This is a genomic window from Sphingobacterium sp. BS-2 (genome assembly GCF_046161205.1).
Lineage (GTDB): Bacteria > Bacteroidota > Bacteroidia > Sphingobacteriales > Sphingobacteriaceae > Sphingobacterium > Sphingobacterium mizutaii.
On record NZ_JBIXGO010000020.1, the window covers coordinates 115,314 to 139,262 of the forward strand.

19 protein-coding genes are annotated in these 23,949 nt (G+C 38.5%); 6 read left to right on the plus strand and 13 right to left on the minus strand.

From position 1 onward, the window contains the following. Nucleotides 1-2 precede the first annotated feature (2 nt). From ACK2WI_RS15525 to ACK2WI_RS15540, 4 genes are all read right to left on the minus strand, one after another. Nucleotides 3-1,640: a glucoamylase family protein gene (locus ACK2WI_RS15525; RefSeq protein ID WP_409151528.1), complete on the minus strand. Its 1,638-nt coding sequence runs from the start codon at nt 1,638-1,640 to the stop codon at nt 3-5. Between the two features lie 59 nt (nt 1,641-1,699). Then, nucleotides 1,700-3,124 carry a RagB/SusD family nutrient uptake outer membrane protein gene (locus ACK2WI_RS15530; protein WP_312696203.1) on the minus strand — a complete coding sequence of 475 codons (1,425 nt, stop codon included), beginning with the start codon at nt 3,122-3,124 and terminating at the stop codon, nt 1,700-1,702. 18 nt (nt 3,125-3,142) lie between these two features. After that, nucleotides 3,143-6,244: a SusC/RagA family TonB-linked outer membrane protein gene (locus tag ACK2WI_RS15535; protein ID WP_409151529.1), complete on the minus strand. Its 3,102-nt coding sequence runs from the start codon at nt 6,242-6,244 to the stop codon at nt 3,143-3,145. Nucleotides 6,245-6,650: 406 nt separating this feature from the next. After that, nucleotides 6,651-9,509: a triple tyrosine motif-containing protein gene (locus ACK2WI_RS15540; protein WP_312696199.1), complete on the minus strand. Its 2,859-nt coding sequence runs from the start codon at nt 9,507-9,509 to the stop codon at nt 6,651-6,653. An 87-nt stretch (nt 9,510-9,596) separates the two neighbouring features. On the opposite strand from ACK2WI_RS15540, the gene ispE reads away from it, so the two are divergent. Continuing rightward, nucleotides 9,597-10,403 carry a 4-(cytidine 5'-diphospho)-2-C-methyl-D-erythritol kinase gene (gene ispE / locus ACK2WI_RS15545; RefSeq protein ID WP_409151530.1) on the plus strand — a complete coding sequence of 269 codons (807 nt, stop codon included), beginning with the start codon at nt 9,597-9,599 and terminating at the stop codon, nt 10,401-10,403. An 89-nt stretch (nt 10,404-10,492) separates the two neighbouring features. On the opposite strand, the gene ACK2WI_RS15550 is transcribed toward ispE, so the two are convergent. Both ACK2WI_RS15550 and ACK2WI_RS15555 read right to left on the minus strand, forming a co-directional pair. Beyond that, nucleotides 10,493-11,227, minus strand: coding sequence for a TIGR00730 family Rossman fold protein (locus ACK2WI_RS15550; protein ID WP_093096470.1), 735 nt, complete (start codon nt 11,225-11,227; stop codon nt 10,493-10,495). Further along, nucleotides 11,220-12,062: an ATP cone domain-containing protein gene (locus ACK2WI_RS15555; protein WP_312696197.1), complete on the minus strand. Its 843-nt coding sequence runs from the start codon at nt 12,060-12,062 to the stop codon at nt 11,220-11,222. Before ACK2WI_RS15555 ends, ACK2WI_RS15550 begins: the two co-directional genes overlap by 8 nt. A 118-nt stretch (nt 12,063-12,180) precedes the next feature. On the opposite strand from ACK2WI_RS15555, the gene ACK2WI_RS15560 reads away from it, so the two are divergent. Together ACK2WI_RS15560 and ACK2WI_RS15565 are read left to right on the plus strand one after the other, a co-directional pair. After that, nucleotides 12,181-12,474: a DUF2892 domain-containing protein gene (locus ACK2WI_RS15560; protein WP_093096472.1), complete on the plus strand. Its 294-nt coding sequence runs from the start codon at nt 12,181-12,183 to the stop codon at nt 12,472-12,474. A gap of 66 nt (nt 12,475-12,540) precedes the next feature. Next, nucleotides 12,541-13,224, plus strand: coding sequence for an NAD-dependent deacylase (locus ACK2WI_RS15565; protein ID WP_312696196.1), 684 nt, complete (start codon nt 12,541-12,543; stop codon nt 13,222-13,224). A gap of 188 nt (nt 13,225-13,412) precedes the next feature. Here ACK2WI_RS15565 and ACK2WI_RS15570 read toward each other — a convergent pair whose 3' ends face one another. Both ACK2WI_RS15570 and gdhA read right to left on the minus strand, forming a co-directional pair. After that, a complete protein-coding gene (locus ACK2WI_RS15570) occupies nt 13,413-13,658 on the minus strand; it encodes a hypothetical protein (protein WP_093096477.1) in 246 nt (81 codons plus the stop codon). Between the two features lie 80 nt (nt 13,659-13,738). After that, nucleotides 13,739-15,073 (minus strand): NADP-specific glutamate dehydrogenase, encoded by a 1,335-nt coding sequence (gdhA, locus tag ACK2WI_RS15575; RefSeq protein WP_312696195.1) that lies wholly within the window; start codon nt 15,071-15,073, stop codon nt 13,739-13,741. 107 nt (nt 15,074-15,180) lie between these two features. On the opposite strand from gdhA, the gene ACK2WI_RS15580 reads away from it, so the two are divergent. Then, complete coding sequence (locus ACK2WI_RS15580) at nt 15,181-16,200, plus strand: D-cysteine desulfhydrase family protein (protein ID WP_312696194.1); 1,020 nt, start codon at nt 15,181-15,183, stop codon at nt 16,198-16,200. A 46-nt stretch (nt 16,201-16,246) separates the two neighbouring features. Next, nucleotides 16,247-17,149 carry a sugar phosphate isomerase/epimerase family protein gene (locus tag ACK2WI_RS15585; RefSeq protein ID WP_312696193.1) on the plus strand — a complete coding sequence of 301 codons (903 nt, stop codon included), beginning with the start codon at nt 16,247-16,249 and terminating at the stop codon, nt 17,147-17,149. A 29-nt stretch (nt 17,150-17,178) separates the two neighbouring features. On the opposite strand, the gene ACK2WI_RS15590 is transcribed toward ACK2WI_RS15585, so the two are convergent. The 3 genes from ACK2WI_RS15590 to bla form a co-directional block, all read right to left on the minus strand. Further along, nucleotides 17,179-17,673 carry a YfbM family protein gene (locus tag ACK2WI_RS15590; protein WP_093096487.1) on the minus strand — a complete coding sequence of 165 codons (495 nt, stop codon included), beginning with the start codon at nt 17,671-17,673 and terminating at the stop codon, nt 17,179-17,181. 274 nt (nt 17,674-17,947) lie between these two features. Next, the gene (locus ACK2WI_RS15595) at nt 17,948-18,508 is read right to left on the minus strand and encodes a DUF4256 domain-containing protein (protein ID WP_312696192.1); all 561 of its coding nucleotides are present in this window, start codon (nt 18,506-18,508) and stop codon (nt 17,948-17,950) included. A 257-nt stretch (nt 18,509-18,765) separates the two neighbouring features. Beyond that, nucleotides 18,766-19,665, minus strand: a complete 900-nt coding sequence (bla, locus tag ACK2WI_RS15600; RefSeq protein WP_312696191.1) for a class A beta-lactamase, subclass A2 — start codon at nt 19,663-19,665, stop codon at nt 18,766-18,768. A gap of 199 nt (nt 19,666-19,864) precedes the next feature. Here bla and ACK2WI_RS15605 point away from each other — a divergent pair, with 199 nt between their 5' ends. Then, a complete protein-coding gene (locus ACK2WI_RS15605; RefSeq protein ID WP_409151531.1) occupies nt 19,865-21,469 on the plus strand; it encodes a M60 family metallopeptidase in 1,605 nt (534 codons plus the stop codon). 69 nt (nt 21,470-21,538) lie between these two features. Here the strand turns inward: ACK2WI_RS15605 and ACK2WI_RS15610 are convergent, their stop codons facing one another. Then, entirely contained in the window at nt 21,539-23,074 is a 1,536-nt protein-coding gene (locus ACK2WI_RS15610; RefSeq protein WP_409151532.1) for a SulP family inorganic anion transporter, read from the minus strand. Between the two features lie 80 nt (nt 23,075-23,154). Then, nucleotides 23,155-23,868: a DUF2711 family protein gene (locus ACK2WI_RS15615; RefSeq protein ID WP_312696188.1), complete on the minus strand. Its 714-nt coding sequence runs from the start codon at nt 23,866-23,868 to the stop codon at nt 23,155-23,157. Nucleotides 23,869-23,949 lie beyond the last annotated feature (81 nt).

Consider the following 23,949-nt stretch of genomic DNA (forward strand, 5'->3'; position numbering starts at 1 on the left):
TCTTAAATGTTAGGAGAATTAAACCCTAATTTCTTTAATCCATTTTTTACTTCTGGAGTTTTCATCAATAAGTTCCAGATTAATTTACTGCGATGGTTTTCTATACCTATGATGATAGGTCCTTGGTTGATGGCGATATAACTTTCCGCAAACCAAGGTTCATCTAAAGAGAAACCATCTTTAAAGCCATACTGGCCCCATAATTTATCACCAAGCTTATAATAAAAGAACTCCATGGCCTCCATAGATTCCTTTGGCGTAAATGCCATTGAAGTCAATGCAGCTGTCGGACTGATGATCCCTAGATCATTGCTTGGCGACATCGCCGAATAACCATTTGGAATATCCCCGGCCGTAAGACCCCAACTGCTTGAAGAGTATCCATAATATCCCTTTGGATTTGAGATACAATAAGCTCGGTTGATTAAAGTCTGATTTTTCACTTGTACCTCATAATCCGCATAAACATCTTTTAAACCCATTGGATTGATCCCAAGAAAGCTATATTGAGCAGTGAAAAGAGGTCCACCTTGGTCTGGTCCTAGTGGTAATTCCATCTCAAAGAAACGCTTTCCGTTTTTCATTTGGCCATTCCTTGCCCAACCTTCGTCATAAACCTTTTTGTCAATGCTGAACTTACTGCTGCCAGCCGCCAATACATAGGTGATCAAAGATTCATTCCAGCCCTGAACTTTCAGGTTCATGTCCCAATTATGATTAGGACTCCAATGCCAGAATAGCACATTCTGTCCATTTTGGAAGAAATTCCATTCCACCTCTTGGTATAGGGCATTGATGTCAGCGGTTAAGGTTGCGTCTTGGAAATATTGCCTAGCGACCAATAGCCCTTGAAAGAGTAGGGAGGTCTCAACGATATCTGCACCATTATCTTTCTCACTGAAAGGTTGGGTTTTTCCGGTTGCACCTAGGTACCAATGCGATAAAGCTCCATGATATCTATCCGCTGTCTTGAGAAAGGAAACTATTTTCTTGGTCCTTTCCAATCCTTCAGATTTGCTGATAAAGTTCCTGTGAACTCCAGTTACAATTGCCATTAAACCAAATCCAGTCCCTCCAGTAGTAACGGTTTCAGTAGAACTATTTCGCTCCCTGATCATGCCAGAACTGGGATGCGCAAAGGTCCAGAAATAGTTAAAGGTCTGCTTTTGGACCAAGGTCATCAACTCATCTTGCGAAATCCTCTTGAACTTATCAGAAGGGTCAATCGCTGTGTTGAATGAATAATTGTATTGTTGCTTTAATGAACTATTGGCATTGCTTTTCAGCGAATTTTTAACCAATACCTCATATTTAGAAAGTGGATTTAAGGCTTTTGTCGGACTGATGGAAACCTTTTTGCCTGCTTCAAGTAGTTTAACTGTGCTTGAAATAGTGGATTTATTGGCATCAAGAATCTGAATAGCACTATTTAAATCTTGATTGGAAAGATTCTCATCAAATTCAATAATGAATTCAGGTTGAAGCTCAATTCCTTTGGAAGTGGCTCCCAAAACTTTATTGCCATTGCTTATAGAAGTCAGTGCAAAACCGGTATTAGAAGGTTTATCAGGGGCTTCGTTTTTAGAACAAGCCATGAAAATTGAACTGAACAATAATATAGTGGAGTATAGATTTCTCATGCTTGATTGTGGTAATAGAAGGGAAGACCCGAAGACCTTCCCTCTAATTGTATGAAAATTTACCAGCCAGTATTCTGAACCATATCTGGTGTTTGAATCAATTGATTATCTGGAATAGGGAACAGATAATGTTTAGCAAGGAAAGGCTTTCCAGCAGCTTTCATCGCTGCCTCAGCTTGTTTGGTCCTAACCAAATCAAACCAACGATCATGCTCCATTGCCAACTCTAAACGGCGTTCCTTCCAGATCGCTTGACGAATAGCCACTTGGCCTGAAGCTGTGGAATTAGCCAGTTTAACACGAGAACGGACCGCATTCAAGGCTGTCAATGCTTCTGAGGTATTGCCCAATTCATTTGCAGCTTCTGCTTTGATTAAGTAGATTTCACCTAAACGTAAGTACCTAAGGTTTTTATCTGTATCGGAAGCTCCACCATTTGCTGATGAATAAGCCTTTTCGTTGTACATTTCATTCTCGGTATTACCGATTTCTAAACCATCAAACATGGTCTCATTTCTGAAAATAATGGTAGCATCACGGCGGATATCATCTTTTTCTGCATTGAAAGCATCCAAAAGGTTTTGAGATGGCGTATTGAAACCCCAACCGATGCTAGCAGATCCACCACGTGGTCCTTGCGTTTGTGAGTATTGTTGGATACCATGTGCAATCGAAGAACCTCTAGCTTGAACTTCAAATAAAGATTCTGATCCATTTTCACCAGCCAATCTCCAGATCTTAGCATAATCTGGCTCTAAAGAGTATTCACCAGAACCAATTACTGCTTGTGCCATATCAAATGCTTGTTGCCATTTTCCTTGGTATAGATATACCTTGGATAATAATCCTTGGGCAGCACCTTTAGTAGCTCTACCTAAGTCTTTAGCCGCGTATTTAGACTTATCAGGAAGATTATTGATCGCAAACTGAAGGTCAGCCTCAATATAGGCATACACTTCAGCCTGAGGAGCTCTAACGATCAGGTCTTTTTCTTGGATAGGGACATCGCCCCAGCCACGAACCAACCAGAAGTAATTCAATGCTCTCAAGAATCTCGCTTCACCGATATACCTGTTTTTCAAGGTTTCATCAGTCAGGCCATATTCTTCAGTAAATTGGATAGAATTGGTCGCTCTACCGATAGACTTGTACCATTGTTCCCATAAAGCTGAAAATGAACCAGCTGTAGCAGTATAAGTTAGATTGTCTAAAATATCTTTGTCACTACCTGTATCGGTAGGTGAAGAACCTTTATCCGAGTTATCCGAAATGATCTCTGTAATCCCCATGAAGGAGAATCCATAATTCCAGTCCGTGAACATCCCATAGATACCATTCACTAATACTTCGGGTGAGTAATTTTCATTACTATCTTCAGCTTCGATTACTTCCTGGGATGGCACGTCTAAAAAATCCTTGGAACAGCCAGTCATCAAAAGACCTGCAGCTGCCAATAATGCTATATTTAAATTTCTAAATTTCATGTTGTCGTCATTAATTAATTAGAACTGAACATTGATACCAAACAAGAAGTTTCTTGTAGTAGGGTATGCCGATAACTCTATACCTGAAGTCAATTGAGGATTACCATCACTAGCAATCTCTGGTGAGAAACCACTGTATTTAGTAAACATAAATGGATTCTGTGCAGTGAAATATAATCTCATGTTTGAAGTAGAGTTATATAACTTTTTGAAGGTATATCCCAAAGTAATGTTGTTGATCCTGAAATAATTACCTGATTCTAAGTAATAGTTGGATGCATAAGAATCTCTATCAGCACCTGGGTTGGTGTTTGATTTGTTGTCTGCAGTCCAACGGTTGTTGAAAGTATCTTCCGTGATATTTTCACCACCATTGATTCTAGTTCCTTTCAAAGCATTGTAGATTTTATTACCTGCAACACCATATCCAGAAAGAGAGAAATCAATCGCTTTGTAGTTAATACCTAGGTTCACTCCATAGGTAGAAGTTGGCATATACGAGCCAAAGAATACTTTATCTCTGTTGTCAATTACGCCATCATCATTTTGATCTTTGTAACGTAGGTGTCCAGGACGAGGAGTACCATATTTTGGATTATTAGCAATTTCATCAGCATTTTGCCAAACACCCTCGGTCTCCCACATCCACCAGCCGTACAGTGGCTGACCAGATTTGATCTGTTTAGTGATCTGACCATTCGCCAAACTACCACCGATAGCACCATCATAAGCTGCCTTTACATCGGTCAACTCATTATGGTTGTATGAATAGTTCACGCCGATGTTGTAATTAAAGTCTTCCGAAACTGAATTTGCCCAGTTCAAGATCACCTCAATACCTTTGTTTCTAACCTTACCACCATGATCGTAGAAGTTATTAGCAAAAGGGGAGTTCAAGATTGGCTGAACGTTCATCAATACGTTTGTGTTCAATTTATTATAGAAATCTACCGATCCTGATAGTTTTCTGTTGAACATTTCGAAATCTAAACCAATACCAGTTTCTTGAGTTTTTTCCCAAGTCAATGGCAATGCAGGGCTACCAAATGCTGCTCCTAAAACTAAGTCTTGACCAGGTCCGAATACATAGTTATAGTTTGAACTACCTTCAGCAGTCAATAATTGAGAAACGTTCAATGGAATATCTTGGTTTCCTAATACACCCCAGTTAGCTCTCAATTTCAAGAAGTTCAATACGGTATTGTCTTTCATGAAATCTTCATTGGAGATGGTCCAACCTAAACCAAACGAAGGGAAAGTAGCATAATAGTCACCTGTATTTCTAAATACACTAGATCCATCACGTCTGATCGTCGCTGTTGCGTAGTATTTGCTGTTATAATTGTATTGAACACGTCCGAAATAAGAAGCTAAGGCTCTTGGCGTATAATAAGTTTGGTTCAATACTTTGGTATAATCTGCTGAAGCCATGTCAATGTTCCAATATTGCTCCAATACAGGTAGGTCGTACCCGGTTCCCGAAAGCATGTTTGAAATATTTGATTTCTCTCTTGAGAAACCAGCAACCGCATTAATTTGATGTCCATTGAAGTTTTTGTCAAATGTCAAGAAGGTTTCCCATTGCCATCTGAAGTCTTCATTCTTTTTATACATCAAGCTGTTGTTTGCATATTGGGTCACATTTGGATTGTCATTCTTCAATTTATTGAAATCAGCTTCTGTACGAAGTGGACTACCATTTAACCATGCATCTTTGATGTCAGTAAAGGATCTTTCATTGCTGAAGATCTTAGTTCCACCAATACGTGAATTGATTTTCAAGAAATCAAATATTTGATATTCTGCTTCGATACCACCTTGAAGGCGGGTATTGTTCAACAATTGATTCGCTCTTTGGATCGCATAAACTGGGTTACCGATCGAGTTCAAGTTACCAGTAGCTTCACCAGGTTGAGTTTGGTATCCAGCAACACCTGTAGTAGTATTGTAGATCGAAGTACCGTAACGACCATTGTCAAACATAACTGGAGCCAATGGAGTCTGACGGTAGGCATCATTAAATGCTCCGAATGGTTTTGGCGTAGATTTATTGAATGAAAGGTTTAATGTCTGGATAAACTTAAGTTTGTTGTCCAAGAACTTATAGGTATTGTTATTTCTAATGGTATTTCTAGTGAATTTAGAACCATCGATGATACCTTGCTCCGTAAAATTATTCGCACTGAAGAAATAGTCAACAATCTCAGAACCTCCAGAAATATTGATGGAATTATTGAATACAGTACCATTTTGAAGGATTTCATCAAACCAGTCCGTATTATTGGCTTGGCTGGATGCTAATAGAGTACCTCTTCCGATTCCTTGGATATTTTCATTGTAGTATTGGATATATTGAGAGGCATCGGCCATTTTAACACGGTTCAACATGTTTTTCATGCCTGCATAGCCCTCATACCCAATCTTCACTGAACCAACTCTACCTTTTTTGGTAGTCACCATGATTACCCCATTGGCAGCACGAACACCGTAAATAGAAGCTGATGACGCATCCTTCAATACGTTAATAGACTCAATATCTGCTGGGTTAATGGAGTTTAGGTTATCCGTTGGGAAACCATCCACGATATATAATGGATTTCTTCCTCCTAATGCAGTTCCTAGACCGCGGATAGTAACCTGTGGGGTAGAACCCGGAGCTTCAGAAGCTGTTACGTTCAATCCGGCTACTTTACCTTGGATAGATTGCATAGCTGACATAGCAGGTTGTTTCACAATTTCTTCAGCTTTAACAGATCCAATGGAACCTGTTAAGTCTACTTTCTTCTGTGTACCATAACCGACAACTACGACTTCTTCTAAAGCCATGTTCTCATCATCTAAGAAAACATTGATTTGATCTTTGTCGCCAACAGCGATGGTTTGCGACAGGTACCCTATAAAGGAGAATACCAATGAATCAGTAGAGCTTGCCTCTAAGCTAAAACGGCCTGCCTCATCCGTCTGAGCTCCTCCTGATTTGCCACTAATAGAAACGGAAACTCCAGGCAAAGCCATCATGCTCTGACTGTCCTTTACCGTACCTGTTACGGTTTTGTTTTGACCGTATAGCCATGTAAAGCTAATTAGGAAAACAAAGGTCAGTGTAAATAACTTCCTCATATAACAAATGGTTTAATTGAGTGAATAATGTTTAGTAAGTAAAAAAGTGTTTGTTCACTTAACAAATATGTGATGTATTAGTTTGTAATTAAAATAATCCATATATACATTACTACTACATGCATTTATTACTTGCTCATTCAAATGTTAAATAAATGTTATATGTTTGATAACTAAACGTTTAAAATAATCATATTCATCACAACTTTATTAAGTTAGTGTAATAATAACACATAATTGATATTAGCGTAATGATGTAGTGATGTAGTAGTGTAAAGTAAATATTTAACAATTTTTAGAGGCATTTTTAGCAGAGCAGATGCTAAAAAAGAGACTAATTTTAGCAAATCAGTGATTACTCATAAAGAAATTTAGCTAATGAAAATGAAATAAAAGGAGGGTGACCTTAGAGCTCCAAAAGGAACTCCGTAAGGTTCTTGTTCGTTGGCAAATTCAACTTCTTTCGAAGTCTGTACCTGCGGATTTCAACACCGCGTGTACTGATGTTCAGAAGGGAGGCAATTTCCTTGCTGGACATATTTAATCTCAGGTACGCACAAAGTTTCAGGTCATTGGGTACCAAACCCGGATAATCAGATTTCAGCTTCTTGAAGAAGTTCTCATGGGCCTCATTAAAGCTTTTCTCAAACAGATCCCAATCGCGGTCATCACTATGTGCCTCATCGATCAGTTTATTGACCTTGCGCAATTGATCATGGCTCAATTTATTCCCGCTGGAATCATTCAGGTTGGTCAATTCATGATGGAGGTTGTTGAGCATCTCATTTTTATAGACAATGTTCATCGCTGCATTGGCTAATTCTCTATTCTTGCTTTCCAATTCTTGCTCCAACTGCAGATTCTTTAAGGAAATCAATTTTTTCTCATTAGCAGCTGCCTCACGCGCCATACGTTCTTCTTGCTCCTCCAACAATTTCTTCTTCAGCTTACGTTGATGCTCTAACAGTCGGTTTTCATACCATTTCTTCCCGAAGTATATCAATACGGCTAATGCGATGAAATAAGCCAAAATAGCTGGCCAACTCCAGTACCACGGTGGCAATACCTTAAAAGAGACAGATGTAATCTCAGATTTTACGCCATTCGGAGTAATAGCCCTGACCTGGAAGGTATAACTACCAAAGGGTAGATTCGTGAAATCTTTAAATGCAATCTCTTCCCATGATGACCAAGATTCGGTATAACCTTCCAGATAATATTGGTATTTCAATGGAGAGGAGGAATACCATGCTGATGCAAATGAGAACCTGATGTTATTTTCCTTATTAGGAATCTCAAGTTCATCATAAATTGAATATGGCTCAGATGTTGTATTCCAAATACTTGTAATCATCGGTTTTGGAATACTTTGCTGCAAAGGATACTGATTGAAATAAAGTGCAAACCCATTATCTAAACCAATAAGGGAGAGGTTCTCATTCACGTTTAATACCTGCTCATAATCGTTCATCATTCGCCCTTTCAGGGAATTCCATGAACTGGAATCAATCTTTAGCTTTCCGTCACTTAAGAACTGGATCTTCGCCAGATGCGATTTCTTGATAAACCAATATTCATTATTATTGATAGGAATGATTTTATTGGATGAAGCAAAGCTTGCTAATTGGGTATTTAATTCCTCATAAGGTTTAAATGCCCTCAGGATATTATCATACAAGTAGAACCCCGAATCACTGGCAAAAACTATGTTATTGGCCAAATTAAAGATCCCATGTAATTTGCTGTCCTTTGGCAATCCATTATTCTCCAGTTTGAATTCCAAGGCATCTTGGTAATTGGGACTGAGCTTAAAACTAAATACATTCTGCGAATTGCTCAACCAAAAGCTTTCCGGACCAATTTGCATAATATTCCGGATTGGGTCCTTTTTATAGGAAAACTGCTTCACAAAGCTAGCAGAAGGATCACTCTCCATCAAACCTACGCCTGTATAATTTGCCTGCAACCAATATTTTGAATCTCGGATCGCTAAGAAATCCCATGCACCGGTTACGGTAGATACCTTGCGTAAGGTATTCCCCTCAACAACAAAAGTTCCATTATTATGGCCACAGATCAATTGTCCTTTAATGTTTGCCAACTTCCATACTTGACCTTGTGAATTGGGCACAATCCTAAAATTTAAGGATTTATAATCATTAACACCTTGCCAATCGCTGACAAATAGGCCTTGGTTGGTCCCCAAGTAAATCTTATTGTCAAATATTATAGAACTATAGACCGTCCCAATATTACCCGTCAAATCCGAATAATAATACAAAGGGCTATTGATATCGATCCGGTCAATACCATTATCCAATCCAACCCACAGGTTCGATTGCTTATCTACAGCAAGGCTTAGAACTGTGTTATTCTGCAGTCCATTGTTTTTATTGATGTGCTGAACGATTTCCCCAGACTGGTTGACTATGATTACGCCATTCTGGATGGTACCAAATGCATATTGGTTTCCAAAAAGCTTGACCGCATTATTGATCTGATATTTCTTTAATAGATCCTGTGCTTCGGTTTCCCAAGGTTCCATGCTACCATCAGCATTCATCTTGAAAACCCCATTGCGATCTGTCCCAATCAATACTTCATTGGAACTATAGGGCAACATAGCTAAAATATTATACCCTAACAACTTATGCTTATCCTTTACAGCGATTAATTTACTCTCATTCCATTCATGCAGGCCGGAAGGGAGTTGCTCAAAATACATTTTCCCATTCACTTGGAAGCCAAATAAAAAAGGCTCTCCATTAGCTGTGATGGTTTTTATTTGATTGTTTTGATAAAGATAACTTTTGGAAAAAGTATGGAAGAAAATCTTTTCGCCATCAATAATGATTCGCCAGATTTCATCATTTTTTAGAGATTGCTGATCTTTGACAAGGCCTGAAAGGCTGCTGTATTCCATTCTGCCATATTGGGAGCGGGTCCAATAGCCAAATTCTCCTGCACCACCCACAAATATCCTTCCCGTAGGATCGATATTAACGCTTCTTAAGCCAGCATGATTCTTCATCCGATACAATTCCCATTCCTGACCATCAAATTGCAGGAGACCCTCTGTATTTGCAGAATAGATCATTCCTTCTGGACTAACAGCAATACCCCAGTTTTGATTGCCCGCATGATAGACCGTCTTGCTGTATTGCTTCACAAATGGCGATCCAACACGAGGGATTTCCTGACCAATTGATTCGACAAAATGACCAGCAATAAATAAGAAAACAAGGAAATACTTAATCAGCTTCATATTCTTAAGACTCCAAATATAACAAAAGCTACTTATGAACATTGAAATTCTCATTGGCTACTTAAGGGAAATTCATTTAATTTGTATATGTTGAAGTTCGCAAACGCTAAAATTAACCTCGGTTTACACATTCGTAGTAAAAGGCAAGATGGATACCATGAACTGGAAACGATATTCTATCCAGTCAAGATCTATGATGTCTTGGAAATCCTGCCAGCAGAAAAGCCAGAGCTCCAAATCTGGAATTCCGATCTGCTTGCAGATGAGCAAAACCTTTGTCTACAAGCGTTCCGCTTACTGCAACAGGACCATCAAATTTCTCCCGTTAAAATCCATCTCTTAAAGAACATTCCAATAGGCGCAGGTCTTGGAGGCGGATCTTCTGATGCAAGCTCAACCTTAGAACTTTTAAACAATTACTTCAAGTTAAACTTAAGCAAAGCAACCCTTAAAGGCTATGCAGCAAAACTAGGAGCAGACTGTCCGTTCTTCATTGACAATAAAGCCATGTATGCCGAAGGGATAGGCACAGAGCTTAGTGAGATACAGCTGGATTTGAGTCCATATAAAATTGTGGTAGTTAAACCAGACATCCATATCTCGACAGCCGAAGCCTATAGCCGAGTAAGTCCAATGATCCCAAGTGTAGACCTAAGGGAAGCGATCAAACTTCCTATCCAAGATTGGAAATATCATATTATCAATGATTTTGAAATCTCGCTTTTTGACCGGTATCCATTGATCGGAGATATTAAAGCAAAGCTTTATGAAAAAGGAGCTATCTACGCTTCAATGAGCGGTTCAGGATCCTCAGTGTTCGGGATATTTGAAGACACAGAAAACTTAAATGAATTAAACAAATATGGTAAAGTATTTATGCCAGTTGAAGCATAAACATATTTTTTTTCAGCATCGATAGGCAATCAAATATTGACTATTGCCCCAAGTCTAAATACTAAATACTAGATACTAAATACTACTTATTAAATTGCCTTTTTCTCACCCAAAATCCAGTTCGGTTTAGGCTCTTTAAGTTTAATGATCTTATTGCTATCAGCGTATTTTAAGATATGCATTGCGGCTTCCGTAATATCATCGGTAAACAGCAGCAAATCTTGATCCTCAGGGCTGATGGTCTTTGCTTCAATCATCATGTCAACATGTTCTTTGATGTTCTTATGATAATCCATACCCATAATAACGATCGGAAATTGAGAAATCTTTTTCGTTTGGATAAGGGTTAGAGTTTCAAAGAATTCATCAAGGGTTCCGAAACCACCGGGCATAATGACAAAAGCAAAAGAATATTTGCGGAGCAATTCCTTTCTAACGAAGAAATAATCAATATTAACGAACTTATCCATATATGGATTATGCTTTTGCTCATGGGGCAGGACGATATTGCAACCCACCGAGTTACCATCTACATCCTTAGCACCACGATTTGCAGCCTCCATAATACCTGGTCCGCCGCCGGTCATAATAGTAAAACCTTGATCAGCTAGTTTCGCAGAAAGTTCACGTGCTTGGACATAATAGGGATGATCCTCCCCAAACCGTGCAGAACCGAAAACGGTAACACATGGACCTACGAAATGTAAGGTCCGGAAACCTTTCATAAATTGAAAAACCACTCCGATGGCATATTTCAATTCATTCCACCTACCTCGTGCTCCTTTCAGGAAGCTAATTTCCTCACGGACAAACTTATTACTCATGTTCTAAAGGGCTATTAATTAATTCGTTTGCCTCCATCAATATAAGCTTTTGTTTATCTTTTGCTACTTGGATCTTATCCAAGATCTGTGGAGACTTAACCAGGTCCTTGACCAAAATACATTGAAATTTCAACAACATCGCTTTATCTTGCTCTGAGATGTTGGTCAAACAGGTCACTGGATATTCTGCATTGCTATCTACTCTTTTTTTCAGACTACTGCCTCTAGGGTAATCCCAAGACAGTAAATTAACTTTATAATAATTTCCAAAAGCAATAGAATCTGATGTAAGATAAGCGTTGGTCACCAACCATCCATCTGTAAATTCATGGTTTTGATTAAAAAAATGATAGGAAATTCCTGTGATATCCTCTTTTCTTGATTTGAAGTACATCGGAGTAGTTACCGATATTTTTGCATCTGCATCATTCCTGAACTTACACTCAATCGCCAACATTTCATTCCCTTTTAATGCCACCACATCGATCTCATGGCTTACCGCATGACCTTGTACGGTCTGTCCGGTCACGGCCTCATAGCCATCCTCCTGAAATAATCGCGCAACCCACTTCTCAAAATAAAACCCTTCAGGGCCTAATTCGCGGATAGCACGCTTCAGGCTATAGCGGGCAGCGTAGGAGTTTTTCTTGCCTCGCAGCGCATTAAAAGCCATTTCATATAATTCTTTGGTCGGGATTCCATCGTATACTGAACCTTTAATAGATTCATAGACCATATTGACTTCTTGATCATTAGCTCCAGATCGGGATAAGGAGCGACGTAATGCTGTTTCATCAAAAGGCACCAGCTCACCTGAATATTTTTTTACGCGCATGTTTTTCTTTTCTGCTTGAATTTACAAATATTAATGGCTGAAACACAAAATTTATACCTAACTGGAAACATTTTAATTTTTCAATCGTTATATTGTATAGGAATAAATTTCGAAAATTATGAGCGGTATTTTAAATTTTGCAATAGACAAAGTAAAAACTAGACTAGAAGAATCCTGCGAATATGGCAATGTAGGAACATCAGAACGTATATTATCAGTAATTGCTGGTGGTTTTATTATCGGTATGGGTGCAAGGAAACTTTTCAAGAACCCTATAACGGCGTTTTCTGGAATTACCCTAGGCGGTGCTTTGGTTTTAAGAGGTGTCACTGGAAGTTGCCCTATCAAAGAAGCCATCGAAGAAAAGAAACCCGAAGCAACAGTTATTGAACATAGATATTTTGTGAAATAAATTTCGCAATTATTTTTACGATCGGTTTCATTTAATAATGAAACCGATTTTTTTTAATCCATTTTTATGAAAAAAATAGTCGTATTTACAGGTGCTGGAATATCAGTAGAGAGTGGTTTACCTACATTTAGAGGGTCAGATGGACTTTGGGAAGGACATCGCGTCGAAGATGTAGCAACACCGGAGGCTTGGGAAAAAGACCCTGAATTGGTCCAAAACTTCTATAATAAAAGGAGAGCAGATTGTATAGCTGCTGAACCAAACCACGCCCATAAAAAACTCGCTGAATTGGAGAAAGATTATGATATCACTATTATCACCCAAAATATCGATGATTTACATGAACGTGCTGGTAGTAGCAAAATACTGCATCTACATGGACAAATCAGAAAAGCCCAATCTTCCTTAAACGCGAATTTAATCTATGATATTGATGGAGCTGACATCAAAGATGGAGATCTGTGCGAACTAGGTTCCCAGCTTCGGCCACATGTGGTATGGTTTGGAGAGGCTGTCCCAAATATGGTTGAAGCTTATAAAGTCGCTAGGCAGGCAGATGTCTTCGTGACCATAGGAACTTCCTTACAAGTATACCCGGCAGCAAACCTTTTATATGAAACCAAACCTGACTGTAAGCTCATCCTGATCGATCCAAATGCTGAACAATATCGCGTACCACCAGTCGTAATTAAAATTGCAGAAAAAGCCAGCGTAGGAGTGGAATATTTGGCAAAATATCTCACAAAATAAAATTTTGCACACATATATAACTACACTATATATCAGTATATTATATATATTGACATTAATAATTAGTTATTATTAAACTAAAAGTTCATCACAAAAAAAACCTGTAACGCCAAATATTATTTGGATTACAGGTTTTTCATTTTTTAAATAGTAAATTATCAGATATTTACAGTATTTATGTAAACTCTTTATTGATATTTGTTGTAAGTTTCAATGATAGCTGATCTCATTTGTACAAATAGGTCTAAAACCTTCTTCATAAACTCTTCATCGAGCATTTCAAAAACTCCATTGACTCCACCTACAACATCAACTTCAGCTATTTTATAAGACTGCTCCAATGTCCCTTGTTCAAACTTGATGATAAACTTTTGGTTCATCCCGAAGATGCTGATCTTACAATCAGGATGTGGCAACTCAGCTAGTACTCGCATATCTATTCTAGTATATTATGAAATAAAAAAAGTTCTGGCCTATATAAGCCAGAACTTCAAAAATATAAATTATTACTATTCTAAACGACTCCTTGGGCTTTCATTGCTTCTGCAACTTTAATAAAGCCTCCAATATTGGCACCTCTTAGGTAATTGACATAGCCAGTCTGTTCCTTTCCAAAACGAACACAGGTCTTATGGATATTCTCCATGATCAATTTCAAACGATGGTCTACTTTCTCGGGTGACCATTGTTGGCCAATTGCATTTTGTGACATTTCCAATCCTGAAACCGCAACACCACCAGCATTCGCTGCTTTGCCAGGACCAAAGTGGATCTTAGCTTGATGGTATACCCGGATGGCCTCAGCTGTTGAAGGCATATTGGCACCCTCAGCAACGATTGTACAGCCATTTTTAACTAATTTCTTGGCATCAGCTTCATTTATTTCATTCTGTGTCGCGCATGGTAATGCTATATCACATTTAAATTGCCAAGGATTTTCCTTTGCATGGTATGTTGCTGATGGATATTTTTTGCTAAACTTAGCCAAATCACGGCCTAAGGTAGCTACATAAGTCAATTTCTCTAATGTAAATCCTTCTTTATCATAGATTGTCCCCTGGCTATTTGATAAAGTGATCACTTTGGCGCCTAGTTGGATTGCTTTTTCTGCAGCATAGTACGCTACATTCCCAGCTCCGGAAATACTGATCGTTTTTCCTTCAATGCTTTCGTTGTTGTAATCCAATACGCATTGCACAAAGTAAAGTAGTCCATAACCCGTAGCTTCTGGACGTATATAAGAACCTCCCCATTGTGTACCTTTTCCAGTTAATACACCAGAGAAGTTGTTCTGTAATCTTTTGTATTGTCCAAATAAATAACCGATTTCTCTCGTTCCTACACCGATATCTCCAGCTGGAACATCTGTTTCTGAACCGATATGTCTTTGCAATTCCGTCATGAAACTTTGGCAAAATCGCATGATCTCATTGTCCGACTTACCTTTAGGATCAAAATCTGAACCTCCTTTACCACCACCAATAGGCAAGCCTGTCAAGCTGTTTTTGAAAACCTGCTCGAAAGCCAAGAACTTCAAGATGCTCAAATTTACATCTGGAGCAAATCTCAATCCGCCCTTGTATGGACCGATGGCAGAATTCATCTGAACACGATAACCGCGATTTACTTGAATCTGATTCTTATCGTCCAGCCAAGCAACTCGAAAGGAAACAACACGTTCCGGCTCGACCATACGCTCCAAGATCTTGAGATCAACAAAATCTTGTCTGTTTTCACTGATATATGGAATTAAATCTTCCACTACTTCGGTAACGGCTTGTAGAAATTCAGGTTCATTCGGATTGCGCTGATCTACTTGTTTAATGAAATTCTTAAAATTAAGGGACATTTATTATAAAATAATTATTTGATTCATCGCAATATTACCAAAAATTCTAGAAAAATGCCAATATTTTATGTTTTTAATCAACGCATTTAATTCCTTAATTTTATTTCATGAAAGAATTAAACGGATTTGACCATCACTTGGTTTCAAACGGATACCACCGAATTAACCTATTAAACCAAGCCAGTCCATTACTACAATTAAAATCTTTGAGCAAGGAACTTGATACCCCAATTTTCATTAAAAGGGACGATCTAACCGAGCTCGGAACCGGTGGAAATAAACTTAGAAAGTTAGAATATCTCTTGGCTGAAGCAAAGAACCAGCAAGCAAATCGAGTAATCACGATTGGCGCTAGACAATCCAACCATGCCAGATTAACAGCTATTGCTGGAAAAACGCAGGGCTTTGAAGTTGATTTAGTACTGAAAAACTCGGTACCCTTGGATACTGAGAGCTACCAACTCAATGGGAACTTGGTTTTAGACAATATTGTTGACGCAAACATCCATGAAATCCCCAATGATGGAACTGCCAATACCTTTATCAGCAATCTGACCAAACACTATGAAACCGAAGGGGAGAAGGTCTATTTCATTCCAGTAGGCGGGTCCAATATTGTGGGGGGATTAGGATATGCTAGAGCTACCTTTGAGATCGAAGCCCAAGCAGCAGCATTAGGGGTAAATTTTCAGCACATTGCCTTGGCTAGTGGTTCTGGCGGTACGCATGGCGGAGTTATCGCAGGCTATGAAATCCAAAACAAGAAAGTATTTATCCAAGCCTATAATGTACAACCAGACCGAGAGCCAATCTTGACAGAAACCAAACTTATTACGGAAGGGATTCTTGATATTTTCAATTTAGAAGAAGAAAAATCAAAAATCGAATACCGTTTGTGCAATGATTATGTGGGGGAAGCCTATGGGATACCTAACGAACAAACACTTGCTACCATTAAGCATCTCGCTAAAACAGAAGGAGTTTTCTTAGATCCAGTTTATACAGGCAAGGCCTTTACCGGTTTGGTCAATGATATTAAACTAGGGAAATACCCTAAAGGAGAACCTGTATTATTTATCCATACTGGCGGTACAGCAGGCTTATTCGCCTATAGCAATTGGTTTTAAATTTCTATCTTTAGGCAATCAACCACAATAACTTTAATAAAATCCTATGCAAAGAAAAGACTTCATTAAATCTCTGGGAATCTTAGCGACCACAAGTTTATCATCGAATGTAATTGGCAATACCTTCAAGGTCAATAGCAATTCACTCAAAATAAAAAAAGGACTAGGTTTTTGGATGATCAAAGAAGAACTCTCTTTACTCGATAAATTTAAACTGGTCAAAGACCTCGGCTTTGATGGTATTGAATTCAACAGCCCATTGGATTTACCTCTAAAAGAACTATTAGAAGCTCGTGATAAAACAGGGGTTGAAATCCCAAGTACGGTCAATAAAGACCATTGGGGCAAACCTATTTCAGATCCTGATCCTGCCATCAGACAGTTTACCATCGATTCCATGGCAAGATCATTAGAACAGACCAAAGAATTAGGCGGAGATACGGTATTGCTAGTACCAGGAGTAGTTAGCGATACAGTATCTTATAAAACTGCTTATGATAACGCTTTGGATTCGATCCGTAAAATGATTCCCCATGCCGAAAAAACGGGGGTAAAGATTGCATTGGAAAATGTTTGGAACAATTTTATCCTTAGCCCAATTGAAGCAAAAGACTTTTTAGATAAAATAGATCACCCCTTAGTTGGCTGGTACTTTGACTTGGGGAATATCCTACGTTATGGTTGGCCTGACCATTGGCTTGAAGTTTTAGGCGATAAAGTATTCAAGCTCCACGTTAAAGAATACAGTAAGAAGATCATGAATGAACAAGGACTAGGGAAGGGCTTCAATGTGGAACTCACCCAGGGAGATGTTAATTGGTCCCAAGTCATGAAAACCATCAAGGACATCAACTATAAAGGTCAATATATGACCTTGGAAGTAAATGGAGGTGATAGAACTGTATTGAAAAAGTTATCAGAACAGTTAGACACCATCATTAAATCCTAAATGGGATTTAAAATCCGGAATGGGAATAATTAGTTAATGATGATTACTATGGCTTCATTTGCCCAGCTCGCATGTTGGAAAAAGCTTTGGAGTTTCACAAAGTACTCTTCCAAATAATCAAAGCTGTTCTGTTCATCCCAAATATCTGGATAGACCGATTGGTCTTTCATCTCTTGGGGATTAAATCTTAATTTCAGGTCTTCAATTCCGATGGCTTTGATCTTTTCGTTCAAGCTCTTTACTTCTTCAGGGAGTAAGTATCGAGCAGGACCATAGCCTAAATCTTGATTTTCATCTATAGATGCCGATCCTAAGATGACTTGGCTCATTTTATTCTCGACCGCATCCTCAAAGGAAGATCCTGTCAATAAAAAAATTATCCCATCCCAAGCTTTGTCAATATCCAAGGATGGAGCTTGTGTAACTTCATTGGAAAAGAAATCTTGCTCCAACTTATGACTGTCTTCGAGATAAGACTCCAATTTTTCCATAGTTACCCGTCTGAGGGTGCAATACATTCCCATAATTAAAATTTATAATTAAATATAAGGAAATTTAAAGAATCTTGAGCAAACAACTCTTTTCTTCAAATTCAAAAATTAGCCAATTTTGATAGTTTCATTCGAGACACATTCGAGAATCATTCGGAAATGATTTCAAGCCGTTCGAATTCGCCCGAACATGCCTCGAATAAGGTCAAAAGCAATCCCGAATATATTCTAGTGTTAAAAATAAAAAACCTAGCAGAATTTTCATCGACTAGGTTTTGTTTTCCTCTGGAAAGGAAAATTGATATTTTTAAGAAAGTGAAATCAAACCACGGAAACCACGAGCTGCATAATAGGATTCTGCGCCGTTATGATAAGTGAACACACGACCAAATCGATAGTCACCAAAAATTGCTCCTCCTTTTTCCCTAATCTCAGATGGGGTCTCCAACCAACTGGAAGTTTTAGCATCAAAATGTCCCAAAGATTGTAAAGCAGCGTATTCCTCTTCATTCAACATCTTAATCCCCATAAATTTGGCCAAATTGACGGCAGAATCTTTGGGCTTATGTTCCTTCCTCGATTCTAATGCCTCTTCATCATAACATAAGATTCGCCTGCCTTTCGGACTCTCAGCAGCACAATCGATAAAGATAATTTCTTCATTGTCGTAAATAGATACTACATCAGGTTCGCCATCTGATTCTTCCATTTCATTGATGCTCCATAATTTTTCAGCTGAAGCCTCTAATTTTGCCTTTACATCCTCCCAGTCAATATTGGGATGCCTATGCATATTCTTGTCAAATCGCTTTTTAAGGATCTCGAGAAGTTCTTCGGCACGCTTGGGTTCTAAGTTTTTTGGTTTCATTTTTTTAGTCGTATAAACAAATCTAATGCTTAAAACAGAAAGTTGGAGATGAATGTTTTATTATTTTGAATCAGGATGGGGTTCGACTTCGCTCACCCAGCGAGGATGGGAGGATGGACCAAGATCAATTTACCAACAGAAAGGTATCAAATTTTCGTAGGGGCGAATTGAATTCGCCCGCAACATGTATTTGAACCAGGATGGGGTTCGACTCCGCTCACCCAGCGAGGATGGGAGGATGGACCAAGATCATTCCTCTACTTCCTCAAATAATCATATGCGGCTTTTGAAACTTCTGCAATGATCTTAGCACTATTAGGTTCTGTTTCTTTAGAATCGGTAACATAGACTGAAATATAAAACACCTTGCCATTTGGCAACTCTATCACACCTATATCATTTACGGCAGCAATGATACCAGTTGTTTTGTTGATTCCAGAATAGCCGGTTTTGTGGGCTACCACTGTGCCTTGAGGTAATAAGCCTTTTAATCTATTCTTACCGGTGCTGGTGGAGCGCATGGTATCCCATAGAAATTTATGGGAACTGTCTGATAACAGTTTCTTCGTGTTGGAATAATAATCAAATAAAATTTTATTGGCTTGAGATACCTTCGTCCAATTCTGGAATTGTATATCCCAATTAGCTTGTTGTTCTTCCTCCGTGGTTTTGATCGATTGTTCTGAATATCCCTTTTCTTCAAAATATTTTTGTACCTGCTCGGTACCACCAAGCAATCCAAACATAATATCACAACCTACATTATCACTTTCCGCTACGGTATACCTTATAATTTCACTTAATGGTAGGGTAGTGCCATTAGGGTATTTATCCTTGATGGGACTGTATAAATCAGTGCTTACTGTCTCTTTACTGATTTCAACCGGCTGGTCTAAGGTTAACTTACCTTTATCAACCTGATCTAGGACGGCGATGGCCAAATGGAACTTATAAGTACTCTGCATAGGATAAGGATAGTCCCCATTTATGATCAGGCTATCGGTAAAAGTATCGTTGTGAATAGCAATCCCAACTTTAGCTTTATTATTAGCCAATACTTGATCTATCTGTGGTTTTAAGCCTTGCAGATTTTGGGAGAAAACAGAACAGGAAATAAGACTGGAAACAAGCGTTAAAGAGTACGTTTTGAAGTTCATGGAATATGATTTTTAGGGTATAAATTTTAAACGGAACTGGATATTATTTATTGTTTATCAAAAGACTGGAAATAAATAAAATTTTAGTCAAACGATTGAAACCTTGTTTAAAGCAGAATTAGCGCAATTATACAAAATCTCACAGCAATGAGATTAAAAAATAAATGTATTTTAGTCAGTACTGAATCAATCCTTTATTATGAAAAAAACACTAATTACACTTTCAGCAGCATTATTAATCAGTGCGGTCAGTTGTGCCCAGAGCGCCCACGATCTGCATCAGGTTTATTCGGATTTAACGGTATTCGAGGATGGCCTAGCTACCCAACTAAAAAAGGGAGTAAACAAGAAACAAATCGCATCTATTGAAAACGAAGACATCCGTGTTTTAGCACAGGAATTACTAGCTGGAAAAAAGGTAGATCCTTATAAGTATGCCAGCTATCCTGCTCTATTGTCTCCAAAAACATTGGGACAGGAATTGAGTATCGGCGATGGGTACAGTAAATATGAAAATATAACAGGGGTCTATCTACCAGTTGGCAAGCATGTTATTATTGCTGACGGAATAGATGAAAGCAAGGACATCAAATTACTGGTTCCCAATTGGATGCGTAAAGCCCCTAACCCTGAAGAACCTACCAAAGACCCTAAAGGATGGGGAATCGAGAAAAAGGAATTTAAATTGAGGAATGGGGTCAATATTATTGAGTTAAAGGATTTTGGCAGCTTGGCATACGTCAGCTACTTCTCAGATAAACCAAAGGAAGAAAAGCCAATAAACATACATTTTCTTTCAGGCAAGGTAAATGGGTATTTTGATATACAAAAGCATTCAGATCAAGATTGGAATGCATTCCTTGACCAAGCAGTCTTTCCCATTATGGATGCCAAAGGCAAGCATATCCAAACAGCGTATCCAGTAGAGGATTTAAAGAAATATGCTTATGGAAAAGGGAAGGAGCTGATCAGTAATTACGATTCCCTAGTTTATAGGCAGCATCGCCTAATGGGCTTGATCAAGTACAACAAAGTTCCTGACAATAAGATATTGGCGCGGGTAAACTATAATTACTATATGTTCAGGGATGGAGATGGAGTTGCTTATATGGGAGACAAACAGGGCTATGCCATGAAAATGGTGTTGGATCCTAGTTCAGTGATCAATGGAGATCCTTGTTGGGGATTCAGCCATGAAGTTGGTCACGTGCATCAGACTTCGCCGATGTTGAGCTGGGGCGGATTAGGAGAGGTTAGCAATAACATCTATTCCCTATATGTCATGAGATCCTTTGGAAATAAGTCCAGAATCTTGGCGGAGAATAATTTCAATTTGGCTAAAAAATCGATTATTGACAAGAAAATTTCCTATTTACAAGATCCCGATGTATTCAATAGGTTAGTTCCATTTTGGCAGTTGCAATTATATTTTGAAGGTGAAGGACAGAACCCGGATTTCTATCCAGATCTATTTGAGACTTTGAGGAAACAAAACACGAATAACAGCCCATCTAGGCAAAAAATCCGTGAGAGATGGGGAAGAGAAGCTGTTGTTGTGGAACGAAATCCTGCAGTTCATCAATTGAATTTTATCAAGACTGCCTGTGAGGTTTCAAAAACAGATTTAACTGATTTCTTTGATCAATATGGATTCTTTTATGTAGGGGAAATGAAATATGATGATTACGGGAATTATGAATACAAAATGACCCAACAAATGGTGGATGAAGTTAAAAACGCAATTAAATCCATGAATTTGGCAAAACCAAAGCTTGATATTACCACATTGGCGGATAAGATTTAAACACTGACTATAAATATATAAAGTGGGTTTATTAGCATAAACCTGCTTTGTTTTTTTTATAGCACTTGTCTATCCTTTTGGCATGACCTTGTAGGTAGGATCTTCTTCGATATCGACTTCGATAAATCCTTTGGCATTATCCAGTAAGCGAACACAATCTGGACTTAAATGTCGGAGTGTTACCCTCTTATTTAAATCCTGGTACTTTTGGATCAGTTTCTTTAAGGTCTCAATGGCCGACATATCCACAACCCTTGACTCCTGGAAGTCAATAATGATATGGTTTGGATCATCAGACAGGTCAAATTTATCCATAAAATTACTGGTAGATCCAAAGAAAAGAGGACCATATATTTCATAGATCTTAGCCCCATTCTCTGCAATAGATTTCCTGGCCCTGATTCTCTTGGCATTGTCCCACGAAAACACCAATGCCGATATGATTACGCCTACAAAAACTGCCAAAGCTAGGTTATGGAGGATTACGGTGATTGCAGCTACTAAGATACCGACCAAGACATCTGATTTTGGCATTTTAGTCAAAAGCCTTAAAAATCCCCATTGGAAGGTAGAAATGGCAACCATCATCATCACACCAACCAAAGCCGCCATTGGAATCTGTTCGATTACCTTTCCACCAACAAGGATGACAAACAAAATTCCTAATGCACCCACTATGGCAGAAATCCTTGTTCTAGCACCTGCATTGATGTTTACTAAGGTTTGAGCCACCATGGCACATCCACCCATTCCGGCGAAAAATCCGTTGACCATATTTGCCGTTCCTTGAGCTACAGCTTCCTGGTTAGAACTTCCCTTGCTATTGGTGATTTCATCCACCATGTTTAGGGTCAGCAAGGACTCAATCAAACCCACTGCTGCCATCACAGAAGCATAGGGAAATATGATTTTCAATGTTTCAAAGGAAAAAGGCACATTAGGAATATGAAAGGAAGGGAAGGCGCCACTAACAGATGCGATATCAATCACTTTTTTGGTATGGATATCAAAAAAATACACTAAAGCAAAGGTTACGATAATGGCAACCAATGATGCCGGAATAGCTTTGCTAAGTTTAGGAAAGCCCAAAACAATCAGGATGGTCAACAAGGTCAATCCAGCCATAATGAAAAGGGGAGAACCTGTCATCCAAGTTTCTATACCATTGCTGACAGTTTTAAACTGTTTTAATTGAGCCATAAAGATAATGATGGCCAGCCCATTTAGGAATCCATACATGACCGGCTGAGGGATTAATCGGACAAATTTCCCTAATTTAAATGCGCCCACCAGAATTTGGATCAGTCCTGCAAGAGCTACAGCAGCAAACAAATATTCAACTCCATGGGATGAAGCTAGAGCGATCAGAACGACAATGGTTGCGCCGGCACCTCCAGAGACCATTCCCGGTCTTCCACCTAAGAAAGCTGTCACTATCCCCATTAGAAAAGCCGCATAGAGTCCTTTGAGCGGGCTAAGTCCAGCCAAGATGGCAAAAGATAGCGATTCGGGGATCATGGTCATAGAAACCGTTAATCCTGCGAGAATTTCATTTTTAAGATTGATTTTTTCCTTGGAAATAAGATTGATGGCTTGAAGCTTCATGTATCATTCAATAGAATGGCAAATTTGAGGAATATTGTTGAAAAAGTTCTGCCAATAATAATATTTTGAGCGAAGTAAGATTATTCTTCTTTTACACTCCAATAAACCTCCGTTTTCTCATTGGCGTAAAAACCTTCCAAAAAAGCATCCTTAACGATCTTTTTTACGGTTTCTGGATTTGAACAGATATAGATTTGGAAGCTATCCCAATGGCAGCTGATCAATATCTTGCGGTCATAAGTATATAGATTTTGATGTGTAGCATATTCTATATTGTCCTGGATCAGGTCATCAATCCAGACCAATTCCATGGCATCACCAAATTCAGCGCCTAAACATATCCATTCATATCCCTGTTTTTTAATCGCTTTTAGAATAGAGTTGATTTGATTTTCAGGAATGCGGCCTTCAGTTGGTGCTAGGATTTGGTTATTCTCCATTGCATTATCTAATATTTCCTCAAGGACCCAATCTTGTTTCAGCTTGACCAATCCACCGATAGAAGTCCTCAAAGCGATATCTATTTGTTTAATACCTTGAAAACCTGATATCATTAATATCTCTTCCCACTTGATGGGTTTAGTATGGAGAAGGATCCTTTTTTTAATATCAATAGAAGTTCTATCATCTATTTCCCAAAAATTAGAAAGTTTCAAGGTGGAAGAGTCCAGAAGTTGGAGGAAAGGATTTAAGGAGACAAACACACAGTTGAAGACACCGCTATAGAAATCTAACAGTGAGACATCGGCAAATGGGCCAATGGTATTCCTATCCATTTTGGGTAACTTTCTCAATGATCTTTATTTAAAAAGATATTTTCAGGTATTCTTCCTTTCTAAATTATCAAAAACATTTCGAAATACTTGGTTAATTTT

Excerpts from the sequence above, each read along its gene's own strand:
- ACK2WI_RS15525 (WP_409151528.1), bottom strand. The coding sequence starts at position 1,640 with ATGAGAAATCTATACTCCACTATATTATTGTTCAGTTCAATTTTCATG.
- ACK2WI_RS15530 (WP_312696203.1), bottom strand. The coding sequence starts at position 3,124 with ATGAAATTTAGAAATTTAAATATAGCATTATTGGCAGCTGCAGGTCTT.
- ACK2WI_RS15535 (WP_409151529.1), bottom strand. The coding sequence starts at position 6,244 with ATGAGGAAGTTATTTACACTGACCTTTGTTTTCCTAATTAGCTTTACA.
- ACK2WI_RS15540 (WP_312696199.1), bottom strand. The coding sequence starts at position 9,509 with ATGAAGCTGATTAAGTATTTCCTTGTTTTCTTATTTATTGCTGGTCAT.
- ispE (WP_409151530.1), top strand. The coding sequence starts at position 9,597 with ATGTTGAAGTTCGCAAACGCTAAAATTAACCTCGGTTTACACATTCGT.
- ACK2WI_RS15550 (WP_093096470.1), bottom strand. The coding sequence starts at position 11,227 with ATGAGTAATAAGTTTGTCCGTGAGGAAATTAGCTTCCTGAAAGGAGCA.
- ACK2WI_RS15555 (WP_312696197.1), bottom strand. The coding sequence starts at position 12,062 with ATGCGCGTAAAAAAATATTCAGGTGAGCTGGTGCCTTTTGATGAAACA.
- ACK2WI_RS15560 (WP_093096472.1), top strand. The coding sequence starts at position 12,181 with ATGAGCGGTATTTTAAATTTTGCAATAGACAAAGTAAAAACTAGACTA.
- ACK2WI_RS15565 (WP_312696196.1), top strand. The coding sequence starts at position 12,541 with ATGAAAAAAATAGTCGTATTTACAGGTGCTGGAATATCAGTAGAGAGT.
- ACK2WI_RS15570 (WP_093096477.1), bottom strand. The coding sequence starts at position 13,658 with ATGCGAGTACTAGCTGAGTTGCCACATCCTGATTGTAAGATCAGCATC.
- gdhA (WP_312696195.1), bottom strand. The coding sequence starts at position 15,073 with ATGTCCCTTAATTTTAAGAATTTCATTAAACAAGTAGATCAGCGCAAT.
- ACK2WI_RS15580 (WP_312696194.1), top strand. The coding sequence starts at position 15,181 with ATGAAAGAATTAAACGGATTTGACCATCACTTGGTTTCAAACGGATAC.
- ACK2WI_RS15585 (WP_312696193.1), top strand. The coding sequence starts at position 16,247 with ATGCAAAGAAAAGACTTCATTAAATCTCTGGGAATCTTAGCGACCACA.
- ACK2WI_RS15590 (WP_093096487.1), bottom strand. The coding sequence starts at position 17,673 with ATGGGAATGTATTGCACCCTCAGACGGGTAACTATGGAAAAATTGGAG.
- ACK2WI_RS15595 (WP_312696192.1), bottom strand. The coding sequence starts at position 18,508 with ATGAAACCAAAAAACTTAGAACCCAAGCGTGCCGAAGAACTTCTCGAG.
- bla (WP_312696191.1), bottom strand. The coding sequence starts at position 19,665 with ATGAACTTCAAAACGTACTCTTTAACGCTTGTTTCCAGTCTTATTTCC.
- ACK2WI_RS15605 (WP_409151531.1), top strand. The coding sequence starts at position 19,865 with ATGAAAAAAACACTAATTACACTTTCAGCAGCATTATTAATCAGTGCG.
- ACK2WI_RS15610 (WP_409151532.1), bottom strand. The coding sequence starts at position 23,074 with ATGAAGCTTCAAGCCATCAATCTTATTTCCAAGGAAAAAATCAATCTT.